The organism is Clostridium sp. AF50-3, assembly GCF_003477445.1.
Taxonomy (GTDB): Bacteria; Bacillota; Clostridia; order Lachnospirales; family Lachnospiraceae; genus Otoolea; species Otoolea fessa.
Genome location: NZ_QUDH01000017.1, coordinates 37505 through 59304, shown reverse-complemented (window position 1 = coordinate 59304; position 21800 = coordinate 37505). Strand labels below are relative to the sequence as shown.

The following is a 21800-nucleotide window of genomic DNA, read 5'->3' as shown; positions in this document are numbered from 1 at the left end:
AAAAAATGTTTGTGAAACGGGAAGGAGTCCCGGAAACTATAGCGGGACTCGTCAAGCAAAACACTGGCATGAGCACGGAAACCCTGATGAAAGATACGAAAAAATACCGTATCGATGGGTTAAGCCAGGCCAGGGACATGATACAAGCCGCCATGCGTGAAAAACGCCACATCTACATCTTTGGAGATTATGATGTGGACGGGATCTGTTGCGGGGCGGTCATGATGGTCGGGCTGCGGGCGCTTGGATATGAAGGTCATGTAACCGTGCGACTGCCAAAACGCTTTTCCGAAGGATACGGCGTATCCGAAAAGGCAATTGATGAATTTGAAGGTAACTCACTTTTGATCACGGTCGATAACGGAATCTCCGCGATCGGGCCGATCAAAAAAGCAAAAGACAAGGGCATGACAGTTATGGTCGTTGACCACCACCTGCCGACCACGGATGAGAACGGGACTCCGGTCTATCCGGATGCTGACCTGATCATCGATCCGAACGCGATCGAAGGTTCCGCCGACTTTAACGGGTACTGCGGGGCCGGCTTAGCGTACCGGATCATGTGTCAGTTAATCAATGACAGGAAGGTCCTGATACGGCTATTATGCCTGGCGGCGGTCGCAACGATCGCGGACAGCGTGCCGCTCACCTACGAAAATCGCAGGATCGTGCGGTACGGCCTTCACTACATGACCGACATAGGCTATGCAACCACCGGGCTGTTCGCGCTTTTATCCTTATGCGACTGCAACGAGTATGTGTCGGAAACAGATATCGGATTCAAGATCGCCCCGTGCTTGAACGCACCGGGACGTCTGTATGACGATGGCGCCAAGCAAAGCTTTTTGCTGATGTCTTACGAGGGAGATCTAAGAGAAGCGAAGCTCATGGCGGAAAAGCAGTTAACGGATAATGAGAAGCGCAAGGAACTGTCCGATGAGTGGACAAAGAAAATCAACAAACAGATTCAAAAAGAGCATCTGGAGGCAGATAATCCTATGACGATCTATGCACCCGGAGTTCCAGAGGGGATCATCGGGATCATTGCGGGACGTATCGCGGAAGAATGGCACACCCCGTGCATTCTGCTCGGAGACGCCGAGCAGGCAGGAATATTAAAGGGTTCTGCAAGAAGCAGCGGGGGCGTACACCTCTACAATCTGCTAAAGCACGGGGAAATGTACCTTTTAAGGTTTGGCGGGCACGCTCCGGCAGCCGGCTTGTCCTTAAAAGCAGAAAACCTCAATGCATTCCGTCATGTCATGCAGGACACTCTGATGAACCTGTACCCGGGTTTTACCAGGGAAGAGATGCCGACGGTCTGTGACATGGAACTGGACGGCAGAAAGCGTAACCATGTTTTACGTGTCTTTGAGGAAGTGATCCGGTATAGCCCGTATGGGCAGGGAAACCCGGCGCCGGTACTGCACCTGAAAAATCTGGCAGTCGTCCCGGTCCGTATGGAAGACGGGATGTCCAATTTCCGGTATTTAAAAAACAATGCCGGAATCTTGATCCATGCGACGGATTACAGCTGTATCTCCTTTAAGGAACCGGAACGATATGCGGCGATCGGCGCCCCGGGATGTATCGATCTCGTAGGCAGCGTGCAGCTTCATTACTACAAGGGCAAGTTCGATTACCGCTTTGAATTCTCCGGTCTGGAGGAAAGTGGTCATAACCAGAAGCCAGGCAAAAGCGGCTTCGCAAAACGGCTGGAACAAAAAGCAAGGGACCGGACCGCAAAGCGCATCGGCACGGCATAACAATACGGACAAAAGAGGAGTACATAACGCATGGGAAACAACGAAAAGGCACGCTCATATCCAAAGCAGATCTTTGATGCCAAAAAGAGCACAAAGGTAGGCAGCCAGGCCATCGTGATCGAAGACAGGCTGTCCCGCGTGGATGACAGCGCGAACGCCACATATCTGGAGCTGGTCCACCCGGCTTCCGTTTACCGAGTCAGTATCTTAACCATTAATGATGAGACCAAGAAAAAGGAAGTCGTAAAGGCGAACATCCGGCTGGACGAACTGGCACTGATCGGGATCCGGCTTAAGAGGGCGGAAGAAAAACTGTTTGACATGAGATTCGATCTTGCAACCCCGGGACCATCCGCGGGAGAAAGCGGAGGGATCTTTCAGACAGCGGCATTCACGGAGCGGTTTAAGATCGCACCGCCGTCTTTTCCGGACTGGAAAAACAAAGCTCCGGGAGAACTGCTCCTGCAGGCCGTCCGGGAAGGTGCAGAAAGCGTCAAGCGGACCGCAGACGGACTGCAGAACCAGAAAAATTTCCTGGTAAGCAAGCTGGCACAGTACCGTGCAAACCAGGCCATGATCGATGCCATCGACATGGCATTCCGGTTTTACAAGGAAGGAGAATTGAACCAGGCAGAAGGCGCGCCCGTCCAACAGGCGGCCCCGGCAGAAATTCCAATCTACGAACCAAATGAAAAAACATTCCGTTCGGAGACAAAGGAAGTGACAGATGCCACCGGTAAAAAGAAGGAACTGGTAAATTCCTATCTGTTGCGGATTACTTTTCTGCCGCAGAACAAAAAGACCAATTATAAGGTCTATATCCAGAACCAGTACGTAGATACGTTAAAAAAAGATGGGCTGGAACAGATCATTCACATCGGGTCGAATGACCCGCTTGCAACAAAAGCGGACCGGAAGGAAGCCGCTTATTATCTAACATCAAATGAAATGGTCGAGTTTTATGAAACCATGAAGAACAACCTGGAATATTATAAAATGGCCATTTACAAACAGCAACGCGCCGAAGACGAACGGATCTTTTACGACAATCGTAGACGGGCGCAAGAAAAACAAAAAGGGTAACAAACGATCACAAAAGCCGTCCGTCCTCGGGCGGCTTTTCTCATGCCTGGAAATCATAAGGAAGAAAAGACTGAAATCTGATGCAGAAGCCCGAATTCTGTGTATGCGTTTTCCTGCACGGCATCAGGTATACATCCATAAGATATTGCAAATGCGGGCGGACCAAAAATATGCCGTTTTTGACCAAAAAGTGTTATCCGCAAAAATCGTGTATGATTACATGTTGCATACTGACAGTATCACATTGATCGTGAACTCGTCCAACCCATTGCGTCACCGATTGGCCGACTGACCGATCAAAGGAAGGAGGAAAAGCGTACGATGAGGATTTTGTTTAAAGACGGCGACCATGGCGCCGCGCATATTTGTGTTACGGAGATCATAACTCTCAGACATCAGGATATGAAAACGTCGGAAGGCTTCGTCGCCGGCGGGCTACAATTTCTTTGCCGGGACGGCGAGTGGAAATACATCCCCGCAGTTTCTAAAAATATCTGCGAATCGGTCTGTGCGAAGCTGCTGCAGTTCGGATGGTGTGACCTGACCCGGTACGGATGTGCCCGCACCGTGGGCAGCCAAAAAGTCTGATGTCCCAAAAATGGATGTTTCAGTATCAAGAAAAAAACGAATAACGAAAGGAAAAATGGTAATGGAAAAGATAAGGGTGATGCAAATCATTCGATGACTGCGACTGGAAATCCAAAAAAAACGCGACCAAAAAGGACTGATTTTTATGAATGAGCACGAAGAATTGACAAAGGAAGAACGTGAGTTGGAAATGATCTGCAAGGAGATCGAATGGAATTCCAAACGGATCATGTCGGACCGGAGCAGAAAGCGGATCAAAGGTTTGTATTATAACAAAGGCCTCCCAATCCAGTCCTTAAGAACCCTGGTGGATATGGGCAGCGCCCTGGGCATGCTTGGCATCGATTTTCTGGTGGCTACCGGAGAAACATGGGCGAAAGCCATCCGGGAAACCGGGATCCAAAGCCAAATCGAGGCATCACCTCTTAAAACAACCGATAACAAACACCCCGACTGATCTACCGCATCGGTCGTTTCTATGATACAAAACAACACCCTGGATAAGCAGACAGATATGCTTGCCCGGGGTGTTTTGCGTCCTAATGCATTTCATCCATCCGGCATATCAGCCGGAACGCTCCATCATCCGAATACGTTGCAGCCATCATGGCGTATATTCTTCCATTTTTTTCGGGAACAGATTTCCATACTGATACCGTAAATACGAAATGTAAGAAATGGAGGAAGGAAAAATGAATGAAAAACAGAAAGAACAATTAAAAGTTGCGGCCCGTTATGGCGTCTGCAACGGCAAGTACCTGGGCGAGCTTATCGACCAGATCCGTATGGCAGGCGTGAACAAAAATGATTTACGCCAGATGTGCCATATCATCGCATGCAATGCGAAGGATTCGGTAGAATCGTTATTCCGGGATTTTATCAATGATGACCAGTACCAGCGATTGTTTGCGTGCATTCAAACAGAATCCAGAACAGATGCTTTCATGGAGGCATTGGAATATGCGTACAGGGTTTACGGCAGTAAATCTGGTCGCCTTCCTGCGTTAGACGCCGGGAAACAGCAGATTAGCTTGGAACACATTGCGGCTGTGGTAGCAGATAACCGTCTGAGCTGTCAGGACATGATCGAGCTTACAGAGATCTTCCCTGATTTTGCGATGATCTTCCAAGAAGCGCTTGAGGCTTTCGTGGAAAGCATGGATGTATGGTCCCCGGAGGATCTGGAAAAAGTACAGCGTATCCTCGGACTCCTGACAAAGGGAATCCTACGGACGAAGAACCGAAAAATCCTTGATATGCGGCTTCTTCAGGAAAAGAACGTGACGAATCAGTCCGATGGCGCCCGCAGGCTAAGCAAATATTTTTCCATGCGCCAGATCCGATATCTGAACGCAAAGTTGGCAAATCGCGCCCGGTTATCCGATGCGATCCTGCAAAAGATTGACGCATCTTTCATCCAGAACCTGATATGTTCCGGTGATGATGAGACAGCACCCTATACGGAAATAGAAAAGGAACTGTTACTCCAGACGTGCGATCGTGAATTAAAGCCTAAAATCAATGGATATTCCAAGATGCGGGATTTCGTTCAGATGATCCAGACGGACCGGTATGAGCAGCCGAAACTAACGGAAGAAAACTGGATGTTCCTTTATCAGAAAATGGTATGCGAAACCTACAAAAAAGGATTCATGTCATTCCTTGGGATCTTAAAATTTGATTGTCTTGCGACAGAAAACCGGAACCGATGGCTGGCAGTGACCGAATATGACCGATATGAATTATTGCAGGCTGCGATTTATGATGCGTCGTCAAAAGCAGACGAAAAGTCAGGCCGTAAAGCGGAAGTATTAAAAGCAGCCCTCAGCCTGATCATCTGGACCATGCAGCAGAATAGCGTAGAAGTAAATGAAGAGACGAAATTAAAGACATGCATTCAATATGCCGGACCTTATACCCCTGCATTTATCCAAGCCGGGCTCGTACGATATGAGACGGAAGCCTTTGAGGATTTTTGGAGCTGCGTACAGTCCTTATCAAGACTGGATAACTGGACGCTTCGCATCTTGTTGAAGCGTTATCAGGAAACTTCCCGCACGCTGCCGGATGCAGTCTTTACCGAATACCCCGCTGAGTTCTTCGCTGCAATGTGCAATAACGAGAAAGAGCCATTGACAAAGACAGAACGGATGGGCTTATTTGAGCTGTATGCCGATTCTGTTTACCAGAATCAGCCATTAAACTTACTGAAGCTTTATGAACACATGCTAAAGAACGATATTGCATTTGCGGATTATATGAGCACAGAAACGGCAAAAGATCTGGCTGAAACACTATTACGTCAGGATGTTTTTCCAGTCCAAAAAAATGCAGTCCTTAAAAATCTTCTTTCGAAGCAGGAATTTACCGATTACTTAAACAAAGAGGAAGAAATAAAGACCATAGCCAAAGAACTGGAAGAGCTTCAGGATCTGCAGCGGGAAACAGAAAAAGCGGTCATGAAGTTGTTAACAAACCCGAAAGCCTTTTTCACGCATTACGACTATGTTTACCGTCGGGGCGGAAGGGATATAACAATCTTAAAAATCCTCAAAAACACAAATGTCCGCATGACCGGTAATTCCGGCATACTGGATGAGACGCTTTATCAGTCCATGAGACTCCATGGATGCAATGTTTTTGAATATGCAGACAGTATGACATCGATAGCAAAAGCCTGTAAAGATTCGTATTTTTTACAGATCCTTGCGAAACGGATCCAGCAGATGACAGATGCCGAATGGCGGGCTGTGGATGATGCGGAGACAGAAAGATCATAGAGCAGAAATAACAAAGGAGAAAAAATGAAAAAGATCATAGAAAGAACAAAATTTGCCATCGCATGGCAGAAAACAAATAAGGACCAGGATCGCGACGAACATGATGGACAGGTCCGACCCAACTGGAGATATGGTTATTATCCGTATCAGGTACCATCGTGGATGAATGCATGGTTGCTAAAGTGCGAACAGACACACGGATTACAGCGTCTATCCAGTGTCATCCGCATCCTAAGTGCCCACAAGGTATATCTGAGTTCGCTTCATATCGGCTCCGGGTTCGGCGCTGACTACCAAAAGATCTTAGGGCTGCTGGATCTGTTCTGTGGTACGCCGCGCAGTCTCAAACTGCTGGCGTGGTTCCCCGAAAAGAATTGTATCACCGAGAAATTATCGGAATTCTGCCGGCTTTATGAAGGCGATAAGGAGCACCTTACGGCTTGGTTTTCAAAGGATATGGATCCATTCTGGGAAGAACTGTCTGGATATGCGGAAATGAGCGAGGAAGACGCGATAAAGAACATTTTCTTTTTAATGTGTTACTTCACACCGGATGAAATCCTCAAAGTCATGCGCCAGGAATACTGGCGTAAAAAAATAGTGATGACTCAATTAGGTGAAAGCATCTTATTTTCCATTTATCCAGAAAAGACAAACGATGAGATCGCGAAATTCTACCGGACATTGCTTTTCACTCCCGCGATCCGCACGACCCATTACAGAAACGCACAGCACTCCATGGCGATGGCGATTACCGAGCATCCAAGTACTGCGCAATATTTTAACTGGGTCCTCTGCAACAGGAAACTCAGGGAAAAGATAAGCGTGTATTCATTAGTCAGCATGGCGGCTGCACAGGACGCCCCGGAAACAGCAATCAGTTATCTGGAACGATGGAACATCACAGATACAACTCAGACTGCCAGATTGCTGTGTCTTTTCGCATATGGCGGTGGCGAGCCGCATTTTCTGCGGTGTCTTGACCGGTTCGTGCAGGGACATACGCAGGAAGAATTGGACCGCCTGTTAGCCCGGCCACTGGTATCCATTTTACTGAATATCTGTGGACGCGAAGTGTTTTCCGGAACATGGGAGGCCCGTATTCCATCAGTTTCCCTTGATGACGAGGAATTTGCCGGTAGTGACTTCATAACCGATGCGATTGTAAAGAACCAGAAAACAGTCCTTCGCTATCTAAAGGAAAATCAGTTAGCCGAAGAAACAGTGGGATATCTTCAGGAGTACCAGGAACCAGTCAGAATGTTCGTATACTTAAATGCGTGGAGTGCAAAAGACATCAATGCCATAGCAAAGAATCAAGTCCTGGATGTCATTGCAAAATATACGGATGATATCCTGGAATTCGGTGAAAAATACAAAAAGCGTCCGCCATACACATGTCAGGAATTAAGTACCATCCACAAGATCTGCACGAATGCAAAGGAGTATCGGAATGAACTGGAAATGTTCTTCGTGCTCCTTAGCAAAATGCGATCGGAAACGGCTTGTCGCAGGGTGTCGCAGTTCGCAAGGTATTATGATCATGATATGTCAAGCGCCGAAGCAAGGAATGCGGCGACAGTGTTGATGCGTTACGACCTTCCGACGGCGGCAAACATGCTATTCCGGATACCAGTATCCATGAGGCTGGCTGCAAAAGCGATCTGTGCATCAGCAGAGGCAGAAAAAGCCTTCGAGGAAGCGACAACGGAAACGGAATGTATTTTTGCCATCGAAAATCCGGAACTTTGTAAAAACGGACTAAAAGACGGCATGCGGCAATTTCTGTTAAAAGATGAAACCGTCCAGTCTGTGAAAGCATCATTGGAACTCCCAGATGAGTTTTATGATGAACACAACGAACATGTGGAGCGGTTTTTCTTAGACGGAAGCGGACAGTACGCAAAAGAATACCTGACACGATCAATCATCGCGTCACCGTTTAAGGTAGTATTAAAAGCAGCCATGTCCGGAAAGCTCCCGGAGCTTCGATATACAGATCTGGAGAAGGAGTGCTGCATGCGGATCCCGGGATCCATGCTCCATGCATGGACAACGGACCAAAGCAGCCAGATCTCCGATTTCACCGTGTACGAGGACACTTCCTTTAATGGCATCATGAAAATGGGTGCCGTCCCGACAAGGACCTGCATGAATTACATCGACGGGATGTACCGGGAATGCCTGCTGGCTTATTTTGACGGCAACAAAAAGATCGTGTATGTCAAGAAAAACGGCAGTATTGTCGGCCGCGCCGTAATCCGTTTAACGAAAACCGTAAACCGGGTTGTGGATCAGGACAGCGTACTGAAATTCACGGACGTGACCGAAGAGCATGAGAAACAGGAAATAACGGAAGAGCCGGTAATCGAAACCCCAGTACTGTTCCTGGAACGCTGTTATTCCGGAGTGCAGGGAAACGGCAGAGCGGAACTGGAAGCAGCACTGATCCGGTTCGTCTCGGAGAAAGCAAAAGAAATGGGCTGTGAGCTGATTATCGCAAGTGACTACATAAAAGGAAGCCTGTCCGAAGCTGGTGCTTCGGATTTTGAACCTGACCGCCGGTTCATATTCATTACAAAATCAAAGGCCGGTGACCAGTATTTGGATTCCTTTGGCGGAGTCTACAGTAACAAAAAATATGACAGTCATCGTGAGAACGTGTTTGTAAAAGCGACATGCTATTGCAAGCAACAGAGCGAAATCTCTGTAAGCGAATGACCGCAGTTAGAAGCAGACCCGAACGAAACATAACAAACCATGAAGAGCACCGCCGTTTGGCGATGCTCTTTTTTTGCCCAGAGACGAACGGATGGGGTGATACATACTGATGAAGGAAAGAAAAACAAAAAGGGAGGTCAGTATATGCTACGGTTCCCGTACCGGAATCTGCTAAAACCATACGAGTACAACCAAAAGTCAGTTTGATCTGTTCTGTTAATGTTACATCCATGCCGCAGCCTCCTTTCCAAAAATCATTACACCGTCAGTATGTATCGCGTGCCGGTTCCTTGTTTTTGCGGATAACACTTTTTGGCAAAAAAACAGGCAAAAATGCAAAGAATATGTATTCTGCCTGTATATGCTCGGTATTTGCATCTTTTATCCCGGCGCATTTCCTCTCATGACTAAAGTCACGAGCTTCCATGCGCCGATTTTGGTGAATGACTCCCATGATGGCAATCTCAAAAACTGTTCCATTGCCTGCGAGAACCGGATCTACGGAAACTTAAGCCTGTTTGCGCTCGAAAAACAACTCACCGTTCCTCAGATGCAGACCGTGCAGGCGGAAATCGGACGGTTTGAGAGTACCTTAACGGCATCCGCAGCATATGGTCCGGATTACGGGAAGGAACAGGATCTGTCATGGTTTGATGCCGAAGCTGCCAGACAGGCATGCCTGTCCGGGCACGGAAAAGACCAGTCCGTGTCTCTGATCGATGAATTAAATGCCATGGATCTTGACACGGAAGGAAACAAAAATCCGAAATTCCAAAGGGATGCCGGTGACGAACTGGACCACTAACAGACGGCAAAAACAAATGGCATTGCTCATCATGCGACAGACGCCCGCATCTCTGTGAGCGCATGCGCGCACCAGCAAAATATGATTTTTCCATACAGGACTGCAAAAAACAGTCCTGTTTTTTCTACCGTTGCCCCGAAGGAGGTGTTTCCCGGGAACACCATTCAGAAAGAAACAAAAAGGAAAATCGACGGCCCAGGAAGTGGCTTTGTCCGCATACTGATACTGTCTAAAAGAAAAAAGGAATTGTGAAAGGAGAAACAGAAATGGAGAAGCAGAAAAAACCGCTTGTGATCATCATGGGACGATCCGGTGCAGGAAAAACCTGCGTGGCAAATGCCATGCGTGACGCATACGGCTGGACACAGATCGAATCTTATACTACAAGACCGCGCAGGTCCGAGGATGAGACCGGACATCATTTTATCACAGAGGCAGAATTTGACCAGATCCCGGAATGTGACCGCTTTGCCTATATGGAATACTGCGGATACCGCTACTGCGCGAAACGGGAACAGCTTGACCAGGCAGATCTTTACGTAGTGACGCCGGATGGTTATGAGATGATCCGGAGAGCCTATCAGGACCGTCCGTTTTTCACTGTTGCACTGACTGCTTCCAAAGCAGTGTTGCAGGAACGTATGAAAAAGCGTGGCGGAAGCACGGATGATAAGATTCAGGAACGGATCCGCCGGGACGATGCGATCTTTCAGGACCTGCATCCGGATGTAGTGATTTGCACAGATCGAAGGTCCGCGGAGGAAACCGGGCGCACGATCTTTGCACTTGCTGAGGTCTTCATGACAGACCACACACAGCCGTAGCAGATACATCAGAAAACAGAAAGAGAAAGGAGTGCAGCCACATGAGCGGCTGCGGGAGGATGATATGGAAGAAATAATGAGAAAGATGCAGAACATGGGGAAAACGCAGTTATGGAAGAAACCAGAAAGACCCGAAGCGCCTGGGTAGAGGAAGCGGTAAAACGCTGCAGCCCCTATGCGCCGGACGGAATCCGTAAGGAACTTTTACAGGCCGCAGCCATCTTTTGTTATGTATGCGCGCTGGAGCCAAAAAAAGAAGCGGAAACTGTCTGCGAACTACTCATGAATGCCTACACGATGCCGGAAGAAAGCCGGATCCCTGCAGCGGTCAAGCTCTTAAATGAGCAGTACCGCGATAAGATCACCGGGTCCGTCGCCTTTTACCTGCCGTATTTATTCGAACCGGCAGGAACGCGCAATTTTGCCATGAGACAGTTAACAAACCACGTTCTGGAATACTGCAGGAGACAGATGAAACAACGGATTCTTACATTGCCGGAACGGACAGAATATGAATCACGCTGCGAGTGCCTGAAGCAGGTCCGCGAACAGCTCAAACAGGCGGATGCAACAGCGGGGCAGATGGAAAAATACTGGAAAGAAGCGCATATCTTTTACAAGACAATCCGTTTCCAGAAGGATATGACCGCCAGTATCACGCAGTTTTTGGCGGACCCTGCCCCAGAAAAGAACCCGGATTATAAGAAGACGCTTTTGACGCACACGTTCCCAAATGGTGCTATCTTAACCTTTTCGCTTCAATGCGTGAAGCGCACAGCCAGTACAGAAGTGATGCCAGCTCTGGTAGCTTCCGTAAGCGCCGGAACAGGTTCGGCGCGGAAAGCAATCTATGACATACGTAAACACGGTGCCATGGACATCGATGCCAAAGACTGTACCTACTGCCTGCAGTTGGAATATTACAAACCCTCTGATTTTGTATACGAAAGCAGCGGAAAAAGACGGGCTTTGAAGCATCTGGAATACCCAAAGAACCTGATCGGCGAGATCCTGGACACCGAAAACCCAAAGGAACCTACCGAGTTTATGAAAAAAGAACTGGATGCAGCACTCGCAAAACTCGATCAAAGAAACCAGGATTTTATCCTGTCGTACTTCCGTGACGGAAAGACTTACCGTGAGATCGGTGAAACACGGGGTCTGTCCCCATCCAGGGTAAGGGAAGTCATGAACCGCGGGATCCGGAAGTTGCGTATCATCCGGTTATGCCGTATCTTACAAGGCGAAATCATAACAGAGCAAACGGAACCGGCGGAAGTTAAGGCAGAACCTGATGAAATTCCGATCGAAGGCTGTAACTTCAGTACCCGACTTTACAACTGCTTAAGACGGGCCGGAATCTCAACCATCAACGAATTAAAATCGAAAAGCTGGGCGGAGCTGTGTCTGGTTCGGAATTTCGGTACGACCTGCCAAGTGGAATTGGAACAGTTCTGTGAGAAGAACCAGATTGACTTAAAAAGCGATAACTAACAAAACCAAACGGCTTCCCGCATAGGAGGCCGTTTTTGCATCTCCAACAATGTTTTCGATATCCATACTGAGCATGTATGGATACATCAAAAGAAAAGGAGAAAGAAAAAATGAGAGAGACACCTTACACAAACAACGAGCTATTTAATCAGATCTGTAATATGGTTACGTTGCCGGAAGGAATCCTGGACTACGCTAAGCCGGCGCCCGGACGAATCCCAATCACCGGATATGACTGGGACGTATGGAGTTCCCTGCGCTTCGGGGAAAACGAAGGGATTTATCTGGATATCGGCGCTGTATTTCAGTCTGAAAACCGCATCATTCGCCTTGGCACCTTCAAGACACTGCAGACGGATTTGGATGCCATGCGAAAGATGGGAAGACTTCTGGCTGACATCGTATATATGGTCCGTGATTTTGTAAACAACAACCTGGATGATTTCGACTGGACCGGTTATGAGGTACGCGGTATCCGGAACGAAAAGATGGATCCGCATAGCGTAACGTACGAAACCCGCGAGAAAGCGCTTGATACAATAAGAAAGACCGTCGATCATTATGACGCGGTGCAGTTATATGACCGTCCGGCCCACCGGTATGAATATTACAGCAAAGATTCCGATGGAAAACTGCAAAAGTTTGAGGATCTCGGTACCTGTCTTGCCGCAGCCAGTTCCTTCGATCCGTTTGACGGACATGAGGTACCGGCTGCATTAAAGGAGATGGTGGAAGAGATCTTAAAAACCTGGGCAATCCGCGGCCTTTGTGATGGTATGTACATCGCCAATGTGATCGCGAATGAATCCGGGACCGGAGACGGAATGTCCCATTTCGAGGCGGATGCCGGCACCAAAGTCCCGGAACCGGAACGGATTGCTGCCAGACTGCAGTTCGCATACAGTTCCACGATTCCGAAAACGGACCTTCCGGAACTGGTTCGAATCCTATCACACCATACGAGCGAGAAATGATAGGATGCAAAACCAGATCATCGCAACAAGCGATTAGCGGAAAGCAAAATACGGACCAAAAAAGGAGAATATGAATCATGACAATGATAATGGTAGACGATTACCTTGACGCCTTCAAAAAAATGTGCAATTATGACGAGTTTGATGCTAAACACTTTGGCAGCGAGAGCTTAGAAGCCATTATTCGAGATGATATCAAAAGCCGCCTTGAAGACGGCATTATGTTCACAAAGGAAGCGCTGTCAAAAGTTGTAGAAGATGCATTGTATTCCATCCAATATGGTGATACAGATGATGCTAACGATCTGGCAGCTATCGATGAGGATTTTCGCAACAGATTCCCAGACGGGAGATAAGAGAGAAAGGAGTACTTCGATGATCTTTGTAACAGGAGATACCCACGGGGAGCCCAAGCGGCTGAATACGGAAAACTTCCCAGAACAAAAAGAATTATGTCGCGAGGATTACGTGATCATCTGCGGCGACTTCGGATTGGTATTCGCAGAAGACAAGGAAAGCAAAACAGAAACCTGGTGGCTTAACTGGCTGGAGGATAAGAACTTTACCACGTTATTCGTGGATGGAAACCACGAGAACTTCGACCGGCTAAATGCCATGCCGAAAGAAGAATGGCAGGGCGGACGCGTCCATAAGTTACGCGAACATGTCATCCACCTGATGCGGGGCGAGATGTACCGGATTGACGGTGTGGATGTGTTTGCATTTGGCGGCGCCAGATCCCACGACATCAACGGACTGGCCAGCGCCGAAGAATTAAGACGCGACTATACGGCCGGCATCCTGCAGCCTGATGACCCTCTGATTTATGAAAAGCGGAAAATACTGCGGACGACCAGATGCAGTACGAGAATCGAAGGCGTCGACTGGTGGAGAGCCGAGATGCCATCTGAGACCGAGATGCTGCATGGATATGAGACCTTGAAAGCCAATCACTGGAAAGCGGATTTTATCATTTCTCATGACGGGCCGGCGTCCAGCCTGGCTATCTTAGGCGGCGGAGCGTTAGCGTCGGACCCGCTAACCAAATACTTTGAGAAGATCAAACAGAGAACGGATTATCACAGATGGTTTTTTGGTCATCATCACATGGACCATCAGATCACCGCACAGGATGCCGTAATCTACCATCAGATCACGAGAATTTTCTAACAGACAGGACCTGCACAACCGTGCAGGTCTTTTTGTATGCCATTTTTTCGTTTTTACCAAAAAATATTATCCGCAAAATAAGCAAGAAACTACTTGCCGAGTTATTCATCAGAAGCACGCATCGGTTTCGGCCAGGCGCCATCCAAAACAGCGGAGGCTGCTTTTTTCCTTTTGTTTTTGCGGCTCTGCAATCCCCATACTGACAGCACTGAAGCGGGAGCATGCGTTCCTATTCCCTGAGGCTGTGGCACACCAGGGAAAACGGACAGATGCGCCATACTGAAGCGAAAAGAGGGGGTGATTTTTGTGGATGCGAATACTGTATTACACGAGCTCACGGCAGATGTAAAAGACCGGATCAATTACCTGGTCTACAAAGACATCCACCGCAAAGAAAAAATTACGGTCCGCGACTTAGAGATTGCATATGAATATGCCCGTATCAATGTAACAATGGTAGAAGAATCGCAGACGCCTATGCTGGAGCTGTTTCTGCTGGACCGGCAGCGCGATCGCATGCTCGATATGCAGATCATGGAGCTGCGGAATCAGTTATATCCGGAATGCAGCCGTCCATTAAGCCGCGCAGAAGTATACCGTGCTGTGATGCATGGTGCACCAACAAGAAAATAATCGCAAACCGGAACCCAAAGCCTTCTCATCGTGAGGAGGTTTTTTTATGCCAAAAAAGCAGTCTGACTTTCCCATACTGATACCGTAACCATTACATCACACAAGAAATGGAGGAAAGTGAAAATGAAGAAATTGACAGAACGTAACACGCACAAGGCCGCACAGTTCATCTGGAAATGTGCTACCAGACACAACAGAAAGGCAGGTGCGACGGTATGAGAATGCAGCGATATTATTTGACCGATATGTCAGAAAAAGGAAGAGAAGCATTACCCGGTGTTCTGGATGAGATGGGATACGCCGGCCGTTACACGATATCCGAGCACAGCATTGCCATCAATTCCAACATAATCGTTCTTTCCAAGGCCATCAAGCGCGCGGAAGATATTGCGCATAATGAACCGGGCCATCTGGTGTGCATCAAACAGGAAGCTTACTCGAAGGTTTGGATCCCGGAAACAGAAGCGGCAACACAGGATGCAGCTTATATCCGGGCGGCCGAGATGGTAGAAAACGGCTGGAAAGTGGATAATGACGCAGAAACCAGTGTCAAGGCCCCGGTCGAGGACCGCTGGATCGACAGTTATCTCCTGGACCGTCTTCGAAATGGCCGAAGATAAGAACCATGCAGGATACGGACATCGGGAGGAATATTATGGACAGCTGTACATGCAAATATTTATATCATGTGACCGATCGGGCGACGGCGGCAAAGATCCTTAAAAATGGACTCTGCCCCATGATCGGTCAGCGGAGCCGGCTTGCCGGGGAAGAAGACACAAGGATTTATCTGACGGAAAAATCGAGTCTCCCATACTGGAAGCAGATCCTGGGGCAGGCAACTATCCTGCAGATCGATGCATCCGGATTGGAGACGGAGCGTATGGAACGGTTTGGATATGGCCAATACGCTGAATGGGTATACGACAAGCCGATTGATCCAAAATGGATCACGCGCTCAACCACACAGGCGTATCTGACGGATGCTAAACATCGGGAGCTATGCCTGTCTTTTGTGGATACCATATCGCAAATCAGCATCCTGTTCGCGCGCTACATCACCTTTTATGATGATGACAACACAGAGAATAAGGAATGGGCCATGGATTGTTTCGATTACTGCCAGGATGTATGCAGAACGATGCAGTACGTCCTGCCGCACCTGAACTTTCATCTGGTCAGTGCGAAAGATCTGAGGACTCACTTAAAGATCATGGGCGATGGCGGATGCACACTGTGCGACAGATACGAGCATGGCTCGCCACCGCGGATCATCCAATGCGATTATGGCAGCTGCTTGGGCGGCATGCCCTAAAAACTAAAGAAACCGTCTGGCTTTACAACTGGTTAAAGGAAACGTTCCCAAAGCGGCTACGGGTAGACACGGGAGGATGGACCGGCTGATTCTAAAATGCAACGGAACTGTCGGCCAACTTCAAAAAAATAAAGGAGAAAACATGAAACGAATACTAAAAAGCGGAAATGTATTTATGGGAACCTGCGGAGATCCGACTGGTCTTTACGATAGTGATGGCAACAGCCTGCATGTCGGCGACCTGGTTGCTGTGTGGACGCAGGATGTGAAAAACCGCGGCTGGAACGATGAGCCGGCGTATGTTGTTAAGGAACAGGGCGGAGATCCATTTATCATGGGACTGAAAGCCGCGCATCTGGTCCGCGAGTACATCCTGGATGGCGATGTGTCTGACGAAGAACATTATGACACAGTCCTGGACACATACCGCTGCGACGCAGACCTGACTTGTCAATCAAAAGACACTACCTGGAGCGTGATCCGCATAAAGACGTTTGATCAGACTGCGAACGAAGAGTTCTGGGGCGGTGTGCGTCCGGTCAGCGAAGATTCAGAAACGGACCTGGAAGACGGGATTACGGTCTGCTGCGGATATGACTTCGGAATGGATTCGTTTGATGACGCCATTCGGTTCTGCCCGAAATGTGGACGCAGAATCCGCAAGCAGGGGAATGCCTTTTGGAAAAAATAAAATCTGAACCACAGAGAAAGAAAAGGAGAAAAATATGAAACGGAAAAACGCAAATGAGGAGTACCTCCCGATCCGATTCATAAAAAACATGATTGAGGATCCGGACGCACCGTATTTTGCGGATGTCGCTGACTGCGATAAGCATTATGCCGAACTGGCTGATGTCAGCCGGTACGGGGTCAAAGGCTCACAACGCCTGCATTTTTCCAGGACCGCTTTTGTAGCTGCGGACTGGACGAAATACAAACAGGCTTACAAGATCACGCCGGAACTGGCGAAAGACCTGCTCGGAATGGATGACTTATCCTTCCCGGCCGGAAAGATCAAGATGCCGTTTCGGACGGTATATTTTGACCTTTCCGATCTCCGCATGACTTCGACCGGAGACGGCATTTCCAATACGGCACATGCGTTCATCGAAGGGATTTTCCTGACATACGGAAAGGTACCCTTTGAGGCGAAGAAGCCGGATTTGCAGGATTCGTCGTTTTAACCGGCGTACCTGAAACGAAGGAATTGCTATTTGGAGGTGTTTCTTTCGCTGTCGATGACGCAGATGACAGCCAGACCCTAAATGACCTGATCGAAGCGAATGCCGGCATGCCGGAAATCAAGCAGGCATTAAGGACAGCGTTACTGCTGGCGGCATATATCTCATCCGAGAAGCCGGATATCACGGAAAACGAAGTACAGAAAACGTTTTATCGTCCATCCGGAAAGCTGAAGACATCAGCAGTCAGGAAATGGGATATCGGGGTCCGCTACGCAACGGAGGTACGGCGTAGATTGACAGAATCGTCAGATACGAACCGGCCTCATGGTACCGGAAAGTCCCCGCGCCCGCACATCCGGAAAGCCCATTGGCATATTTACCGGATCGGGCCGGGACGCAAAGAAACGAAAGTTTTGTGGCTGGCACCGATTGAGGTCAATTGCCGCATCGGGAAGGAAAAGGCTGAAACACCTGCTGTCGTCCGGATCGTCAATCACCCATGACTGAAGTCACAGGCTTGCCTCGGTAAGCTCGCGACGGAGGCTTGAATGATCGAGCAGAGCAGTGACATACCGTTCGCCGTGCGGGTAACTCCAAGCCCCACGCTCCGGTTAGGTATGCCAATGCTATGGAAACTTAACAGAAGCCGCCAGGACCGGATATCTACCGGGCCGGAACTGGCGGTGACTGGCTTACAGCAAAAAAGGAGAACTATGAGATATGTTTACGTACTGGATATGAACGGAGAACCGCTCATGCCGACCTGCCGTTACGGGAAGGTCCGCCGGATGTTAAAATCCGGACAGGCAAAAGCAGTGGATACTCTGCCGTTCACGATCCAGCTATTAAAACCAACCAAAACCAGGATCCTCCAGCCGGTCATTGCCGGACAGGACCCCGGAAGAACCAACATTGGTATGGCCGCTGTCCGTTCTGATGGAACAGAGCTGTACCGTGCCCATATTGAAACGCGTAATAAGGAGATCGTATCCCTGATGAATGACCGCCGGTCATTCCGGCAGGCATCCCGAAGGGGCGAACGCCTTGCAAGGAAACGTCTGGCAAAAAAGCTGCATACAACAGCCAAACATTTAAACGCAGGATCCTGCCGGGATGCAAGGAACCGCTGGCAGTGAAAGACATTATCAATACGGAATCCAGGTTCAACAACCGGCTGCGTCCGGAAGGATGGCTAACGCCTACGGCTACACAGTTATTACGGACCCATCTGGAAGCTTTCCGGAAACTGTCCGGGATCCTCCCGGTAACGGAAATGGTCCTGGAGGTCAACCGGTTCGCGTTCATGCAGCTGGATAACCCGGACATGGAAAAGCGGGACATCGACTTCTGCCGCGGACCGTTGCATGGGACCGGTGGAGTAAAAGCCGCGGTCAGCCTCCAGCAGGACGGGCTCTGCCTGTTATGCCGGAAACGGGAAATTGAGCATTACCATCATATCATACCGAGAAGCAGGCGAGGCAGCAATACGATAAACAATATCGCCGGACTTTGCGAAAAATGTCATGAACGGGTACATAAAGACCAGGCTGCTGCCGAGAAACTTCAGTCAAGAAAGGACGGTCTGAGCAAGAAATACGGTGGGACGTCCGTATTAAACCAGATCATCCCGTCCCTCACAGAGGAACTGGGGATCCGGTATCCGGGACATACCCATGTGACGAACGGATGGAACACCAAGGAATTCCGCGAGAAACACGAACTGGAGAAGGACCATGATATCGACGCTTACTGTATCGCAGCCAGTATTCTGAAGGACGTACAGCCGGTCATGCAGACGGAACCGTATGAGATCAAACAGTTCCGCAGACATAACCGCGCCAGGATCCATCACCAGACGGAACGCACTTACCGGTATGACGGGAAGATCATTGCAAAGAACCGCAAGAAGCGGATGGATCAGAAAACAGATTCCCTGGAGGACTGGATTGCGGATATGACAGAACGGTATGGGCAGGAAACAGCCAACCGGATGTTGTCCAAAGTCACCGTGCAGAAAAGTACCAGGCATTACAATACGAAAGGCCGGATGATGCCGGGGGCTGTATTTGTATACCAGAAAAAACGGTTCGTGATGACCGGTCAGCTGACTGGCGGCGCGTATTACCGCGCCTATGGGCAGGACAAGAAAAACTTTCCGGCAAAAGTCGTAAGGGTTGTCCAAAAGAACAAGGGCCTGGTATATGTAGCGTAAACAGCAGGCGGCATAAAGCCGCCTTGCCGTTTGGCGTGTTGTATCTACACGACTAAAGTCGCGAGTATTAACACGCCTATTTTATAAAATGAGAAAGGACAAGGCTTGCAACCAGTCTTTCCGGTCTTGATATGCACAACCGTATACACAACAGCAGCAACCATCATCTTAAGCAGAGCTTCGGCTCTGCTTTTTATTTGCATCAAATTTCAGCCACAATATCGCCATACTGATAGCGTAAACATTCAATTAAAGAAATGGAGGTACCAAGAATGAAACGAGAACTCAAAAAACAATTAAAAGAACTGCAGGCAGCGTATCCAAATTCGTACATGTTCCCAGATGAGGGACTGGATGAAGCGTGTATCCATTATTTTTATGACGGTCTGCTTGGAAGCGGCAAAGAATATGGGATGTCCGTATATGACCTGAACGAGATCGCATGGCTGAACACCCTGATGGGATATCAGCTGCCCTGGAAAGATGCCTTGCTGTTAAATCGTGAATGCTGGGAACTGAATCATGAGATTTCCGTTCTGGAACTGGGAGCAAAGCATAAAAAACTGGTAATGACTGCTGCCAAAAACCAGAAACTCCAGCTTGATTTTTCCAGATGGGCAACAGAAACGCCAAAGACGATCTGTCATTCATTTGAGAAAAATTGAGGAGGTATGGCCATGGCGCAGACAAAATACATCCATGTATCATTTGACGTCGTGGATACTTTTAAACCGCGCGTCCCGAAAAGCAGGATAGAAGGAGAGGACGACACGATCCCAAGAATCTGCGTTTCAAACCGGATTTTAGACTGTGTCAATGCGATGCCGTCCGGACCGGAGACGATACAGGCCATGCAGCAGTTGGGGCTACCAGCTATCATTCATGCTTATTACATGCAGGCACAGGAAATATGGAATACAGAAGCAATCATCCAGTATGTACCTGATGCGCGATGTTATGGCGAATCATGGGTCCGTACTGTGCCAACGCATGTACACCGCGTGGATTATCAGGTCCTGGAGCCGCAATTTTACCAGACAAAAACCGGGCCTTTAAGGCTTCTTGGAGCTCAATTTAAGCGCCGTCCTTTCTCGGATAACGTAACAAGACTTGCAGATTTATTCCGTCTGCACGATTCCAGTACATTTGCTAGATTAATGCGAAAGTACGGATATGCAAAAGTCATGTTTAACCTGAAGGATGAATTTTTGAGACTGTTAGACACAAAAACTGAATCACAAGAAAAGGAGTTAAACCATGGGTAATCAGAAGAAAGCTTCTGCAACTTTAGAGAAACGAAAAAAAGCATTCGAGGACCAATGCTACGAAGCATACAAGTTTTGGTGGAGTATGTCGCACGGAATGTCACAGTTAGAACTGCTTGAAACGGTATCTGATCTGGTCGCAAAAGAAACGGAAAAGCTTGTATCCGACACGGCAACTGCTGAAACAGATCAGGAAAAACTGATCGCCACAGCGAAAGACCAGGTCTTATCCGGCTCTGGCGGAAATTTATGGGAGAGCAGGGACGCATTCTTAAAAAATGAATTTCTGGATCAGCGTTATATGGCTTCCCTGTTCAACATGATGGGGACATCAGATTCCTTACGGAAATTCTACACCAATCACTATATCAAACCTACCAGACAGCCAGTCCTGGCCACGTATTGGGTAACGATCAAAGTCGACGGCCGATATGTCACCCAGGTTGTGGCAACATCAGTAGATGAGGCGAAGGGGCTGGCAGAATCAAGATTCGCGGATGTGAACCTCGATCCGCTCGAAGTGGTTGGAAGTGAATGCATCATCATCGAAGATGCCAAGGGGAATTTCGTTTGGGAAAAATAAGAAAGCTTTGCGTCATAAGAAAGTGACCGCTATAACCGTTCAGCTGACATAGAGCCAGCCTGGCGGGGCATGACAGACGCAAAAACACCTATCATAACACGGACATTTTGGAGGTTCCGATGAAGAAAATAAGACGATTGTGCACATGGCCTGGACAGGATTCTGTGCCAAAAATGCACACATTGTACGAATATCATGGAAAGTTTGGAACTACTGGATCAACGATATTGTGGTTCTTGGAACAGCCTAAAGTAGGAAGCCGCGTATATGGAATTCATGCAGACAGTCGATATTCTCCATATATGCCAGGACAGGCATTCCGATATGCTGAGTTTCAGGCAATCATGATCGACGCTATTTATCCGGATGATTTCATTATATGTCATGCGTAAGAAAACAATAT

Annotated in this window: 23 protein-coding genes; all 23 read left to right on the top strand. The window is 48.4% G+C overall.

Going from position 1 to position 21800, the window contains the following annotated elements:
• Positions 1 to 11: 11 nt before the first annotated feature.
• The 23 genes from DW085_RS15600 to DW085_RS15485 all read left to right on the top strand — a co-directional run bounded on the left by DW085_RS15600 (position 12) and on the right by DW085_RS15485 (position 21397).
• Positions 12 to 1766 carry a DHH family phosphoesterase gene (locus DW085_RS15600; RefSeq protein ID WP_182430908.1) on the top strand — a complete coding sequence of 585 codons (1755 nt, stop codon included), beginning with the start codon at positions 12 to 14 and terminating at the stop codon, positions 1764 to 1766.
• Positions 1767 to 1796: 30 nt separating this feature from the next.
• Complete coding sequence (locus tag DW085_RS15595) at positions 1797 to 2849, top strand: hypothetical protein (RefSeq protein ID WP_118493547.1); 1053 nt, start codon at positions 1797 to 1799, stop codon at positions 2847 to 2849.
• 321 nt (positions 2850 to 3170) lie between these two features.
• On the top strand, positions 3171 to 3437 hold the full coding sequence (locus DW085_RS15590; protein WP_118493545.1) for a hypothetical protein: 267 nt from the start codon (positions 3171 to 3173) through the stop codon (positions 3435 to 3437).
• A 145-nt stretch (positions 3438 to 3582) separates the two neighbouring features.
• Positions 3583 to 3894: a hypothetical protein gene (locus DW085_RS15585; protein WP_118493543.1), complete on the top strand. Its 312-nt coding sequence runs from the start codon at positions 3583 to 3585 to the stop codon at positions 3892 to 3894.
• 235 nt (positions 3895 to 4129) lie between these two features.
• The gene (locus tag DW085_RS15580) at positions 4130 to 6217 is read left to right on the top strand and encodes a hypothetical protein (RefSeq protein WP_118493541.1); all 2088 of its coding nucleotides are present in this window, start codon (positions 4130 to 4132) and stop codon (positions 6215 to 6217) included.
• A gap of 24 nt (positions 6218 to 6241) precedes the next feature.
• A complete protein-coding gene (locus DW085_RS15575; RefSeq protein ID WP_118493539.1) occupies positions 6242 to 8938 on the top strand; it encodes a hypothetical protein in 2697 nt (898 codons plus the stop codon).
• 403 nt (positions 8939 to 9341) lie between these two features.
• The gene (locus DW085_RS15570; RefSeq protein WP_147353968.1) at positions 9342 to 9743 is read left to right on the top strand and encodes a hypothetical protein; all 402 of its coding nucleotides are present in this window, start codon (positions 9342 to 9344) and stop codon (positions 9741 to 9743) included.
• 266 nt (positions 9744 to 10009) lie between these two features.
• Complete coding sequence (locus DW085_RS15565; protein ID WP_118493536.1) at positions 10010 to 10567, top strand: hypothetical protein; 558 nt, start codon at positions 10010 to 10012, stop codon at positions 10565 to 10567.
• Between the two features lie 111 nt (positions 10568 to 10678).
• Positions 10679 to 12061, top strand: a complete 1383-nt coding sequence (locus DW085_RS15560; RefSeq protein WP_118493534.1) for a sigma-70 family RNA polymerase sigma factor — start codon at positions 10679 to 10681, stop codon at positions 12059 to 12061.
• A gap of 110 nt (positions 12062 to 12171) precedes the next feature.
• Positions 12172 to 13035, top strand: a complete 864-nt coding sequence (locus DW085_RS15555) for a hypothetical protein (RefSeq protein ID WP_118493532.1) — start codon at positions 12172 to 12174, stop codon at positions 13033 to 13035.
• Between the two features lie 77 nt (positions 13036 to 13112).
• The gene (locus DW085_RS15550; RefSeq protein WP_118493530.1) at positions 13113 to 13391 is read left to right on the top strand and encodes a hypothetical protein; all 279 of its coding nucleotides are present in this window, start codon (positions 13113 to 13115) and stop codon (positions 13389 to 13391) included.
• A 19-nt stretch (positions 13392 to 13410) separates the two neighbouring features.
• Positions 13411 to 14205 carry a metallophosphoesterase family protein gene (locus tag DW085_RS15545; protein ID WP_118493528.1) on the top strand — a complete coding sequence of 265 codons (795 nt, stop codon included), beginning with the start codon at positions 13411 to 13413 and terminating at the stop codon, positions 14203 to 14205.
• A gap of 306 nt (positions 14206 to 14511) precedes the next feature.
• Entirely contained in the window at positions 14512 to 14838 is a 327-nt protein-coding gene (locus DW085_RS15535) for a hypothetical protein (protein ID WP_118493524.1), read from the top strand.
• 215 nt (positions 14839 to 15053) lie between these two features.
• Positions 15054 to 15458 carry a hypothetical protein gene (locus tag DW085_RS15530; protein WP_118493522.1) on the top strand — a complete coding sequence of 135 codons (405 nt, stop codon included), beginning with the start codon at positions 15054 to 15056 and terminating at the stop codon, positions 15456 to 15458.
• Positions 15459 to 15493: 35 nt separating this feature from the next.
• A complete protein-coding gene (locus tag DW085_RS15525) occupies positions 15494 to 16153 on the top strand; it encodes a hypothetical protein (RefSeq protein ID WP_118493520.1) in 660 nt (219 codons plus the stop codon).
• A 142-nt stretch (positions 16154 to 16295) separates the two neighbouring features.
• Positions 16296 to 16844: a hypothetical protein gene (locus DW085_RS15520; RefSeq protein WP_147353967.1), complete on the top strand. Its 549-nt coding sequence runs from the start codon at positions 16296 to 16298 to the stop codon at positions 16842 to 16844.
• A gap of 34 nt (positions 16845 to 16878) precedes the next feature.
• Complete coding sequence (locus tag DW085_RS15515) at positions 16879 to 17337, top strand: hypothetical protein (RefSeq protein ID WP_118493516.1); 459 nt, start codon at positions 16879 to 16881, stop codon at positions 17335 to 17337.
• 23 nt (positions 17338 to 17360) lie between these two features.
• Positions 17361 to 17840 carry a hypothetical protein gene (locus DW085_RS15510; protein WP_118493514.1) on the top strand — a complete coding sequence of 160 codons (480 nt, stop codon included), beginning with the start codon at positions 17361 to 17363 and terminating at the stop codon, positions 17838 to 17840.
• A gap of 210 nt (positions 17841 to 18050) precedes the next feature.
• Entirely contained in the window at positions 18051 to 18473 is a 423-nt protein-coding gene (locus DW085_RS15505; protein ID WP_182430907.1) for an RRXRR domain-containing protein, read from the top strand.
• Complete coding sequence (locus DW085_RS15500) at positions 18470 to 19549, top strand: RRXRR domain-containing protein (RefSeq protein ID WP_118493511.1); 1080 nt, start codon at positions 18470 to 18472, stop codon at positions 19547 to 19549. The genes DW085_RS15505 and DW085_RS15500 overlap by 4 nt, the downstream gene beginning before the upstream one ends.
• Before the next feature lie 272 nt (positions 19550 to 19821).
• Entirely contained in the window at positions 19822 to 20214 is a 393-nt protein-coding gene (locus tag DW085_RS15495) for a hypothetical protein (protein ID WP_118493509.1), read from the top strand.
• Between the two features lie 12 nt (positions 20215 to 20226).
• On the top strand, positions 20227 to 20814 hold the full coding sequence (locus DW085_RS15490) for a hypothetical protein (RefSeq protein WP_118493507.1): 588 nt from the start codon (positions 20227 to 20229) through the stop codon (positions 20812 to 20814).
• Positions 20807 to 21397 (top strand): hypothetical protein, encoded by a 591-nt coding sequence (locus DW085_RS15485; protein WP_118493506.1) that lies wholly within the window; start codon positions 20807 to 20809, stop codon positions 21395 to 21397. The genes DW085_RS15490 and DW085_RS15485 overlap by 8 nt, the downstream gene beginning before the upstream one ends.
• Positions 21398 to 21800: the final 403 nt, after the last annotated feature.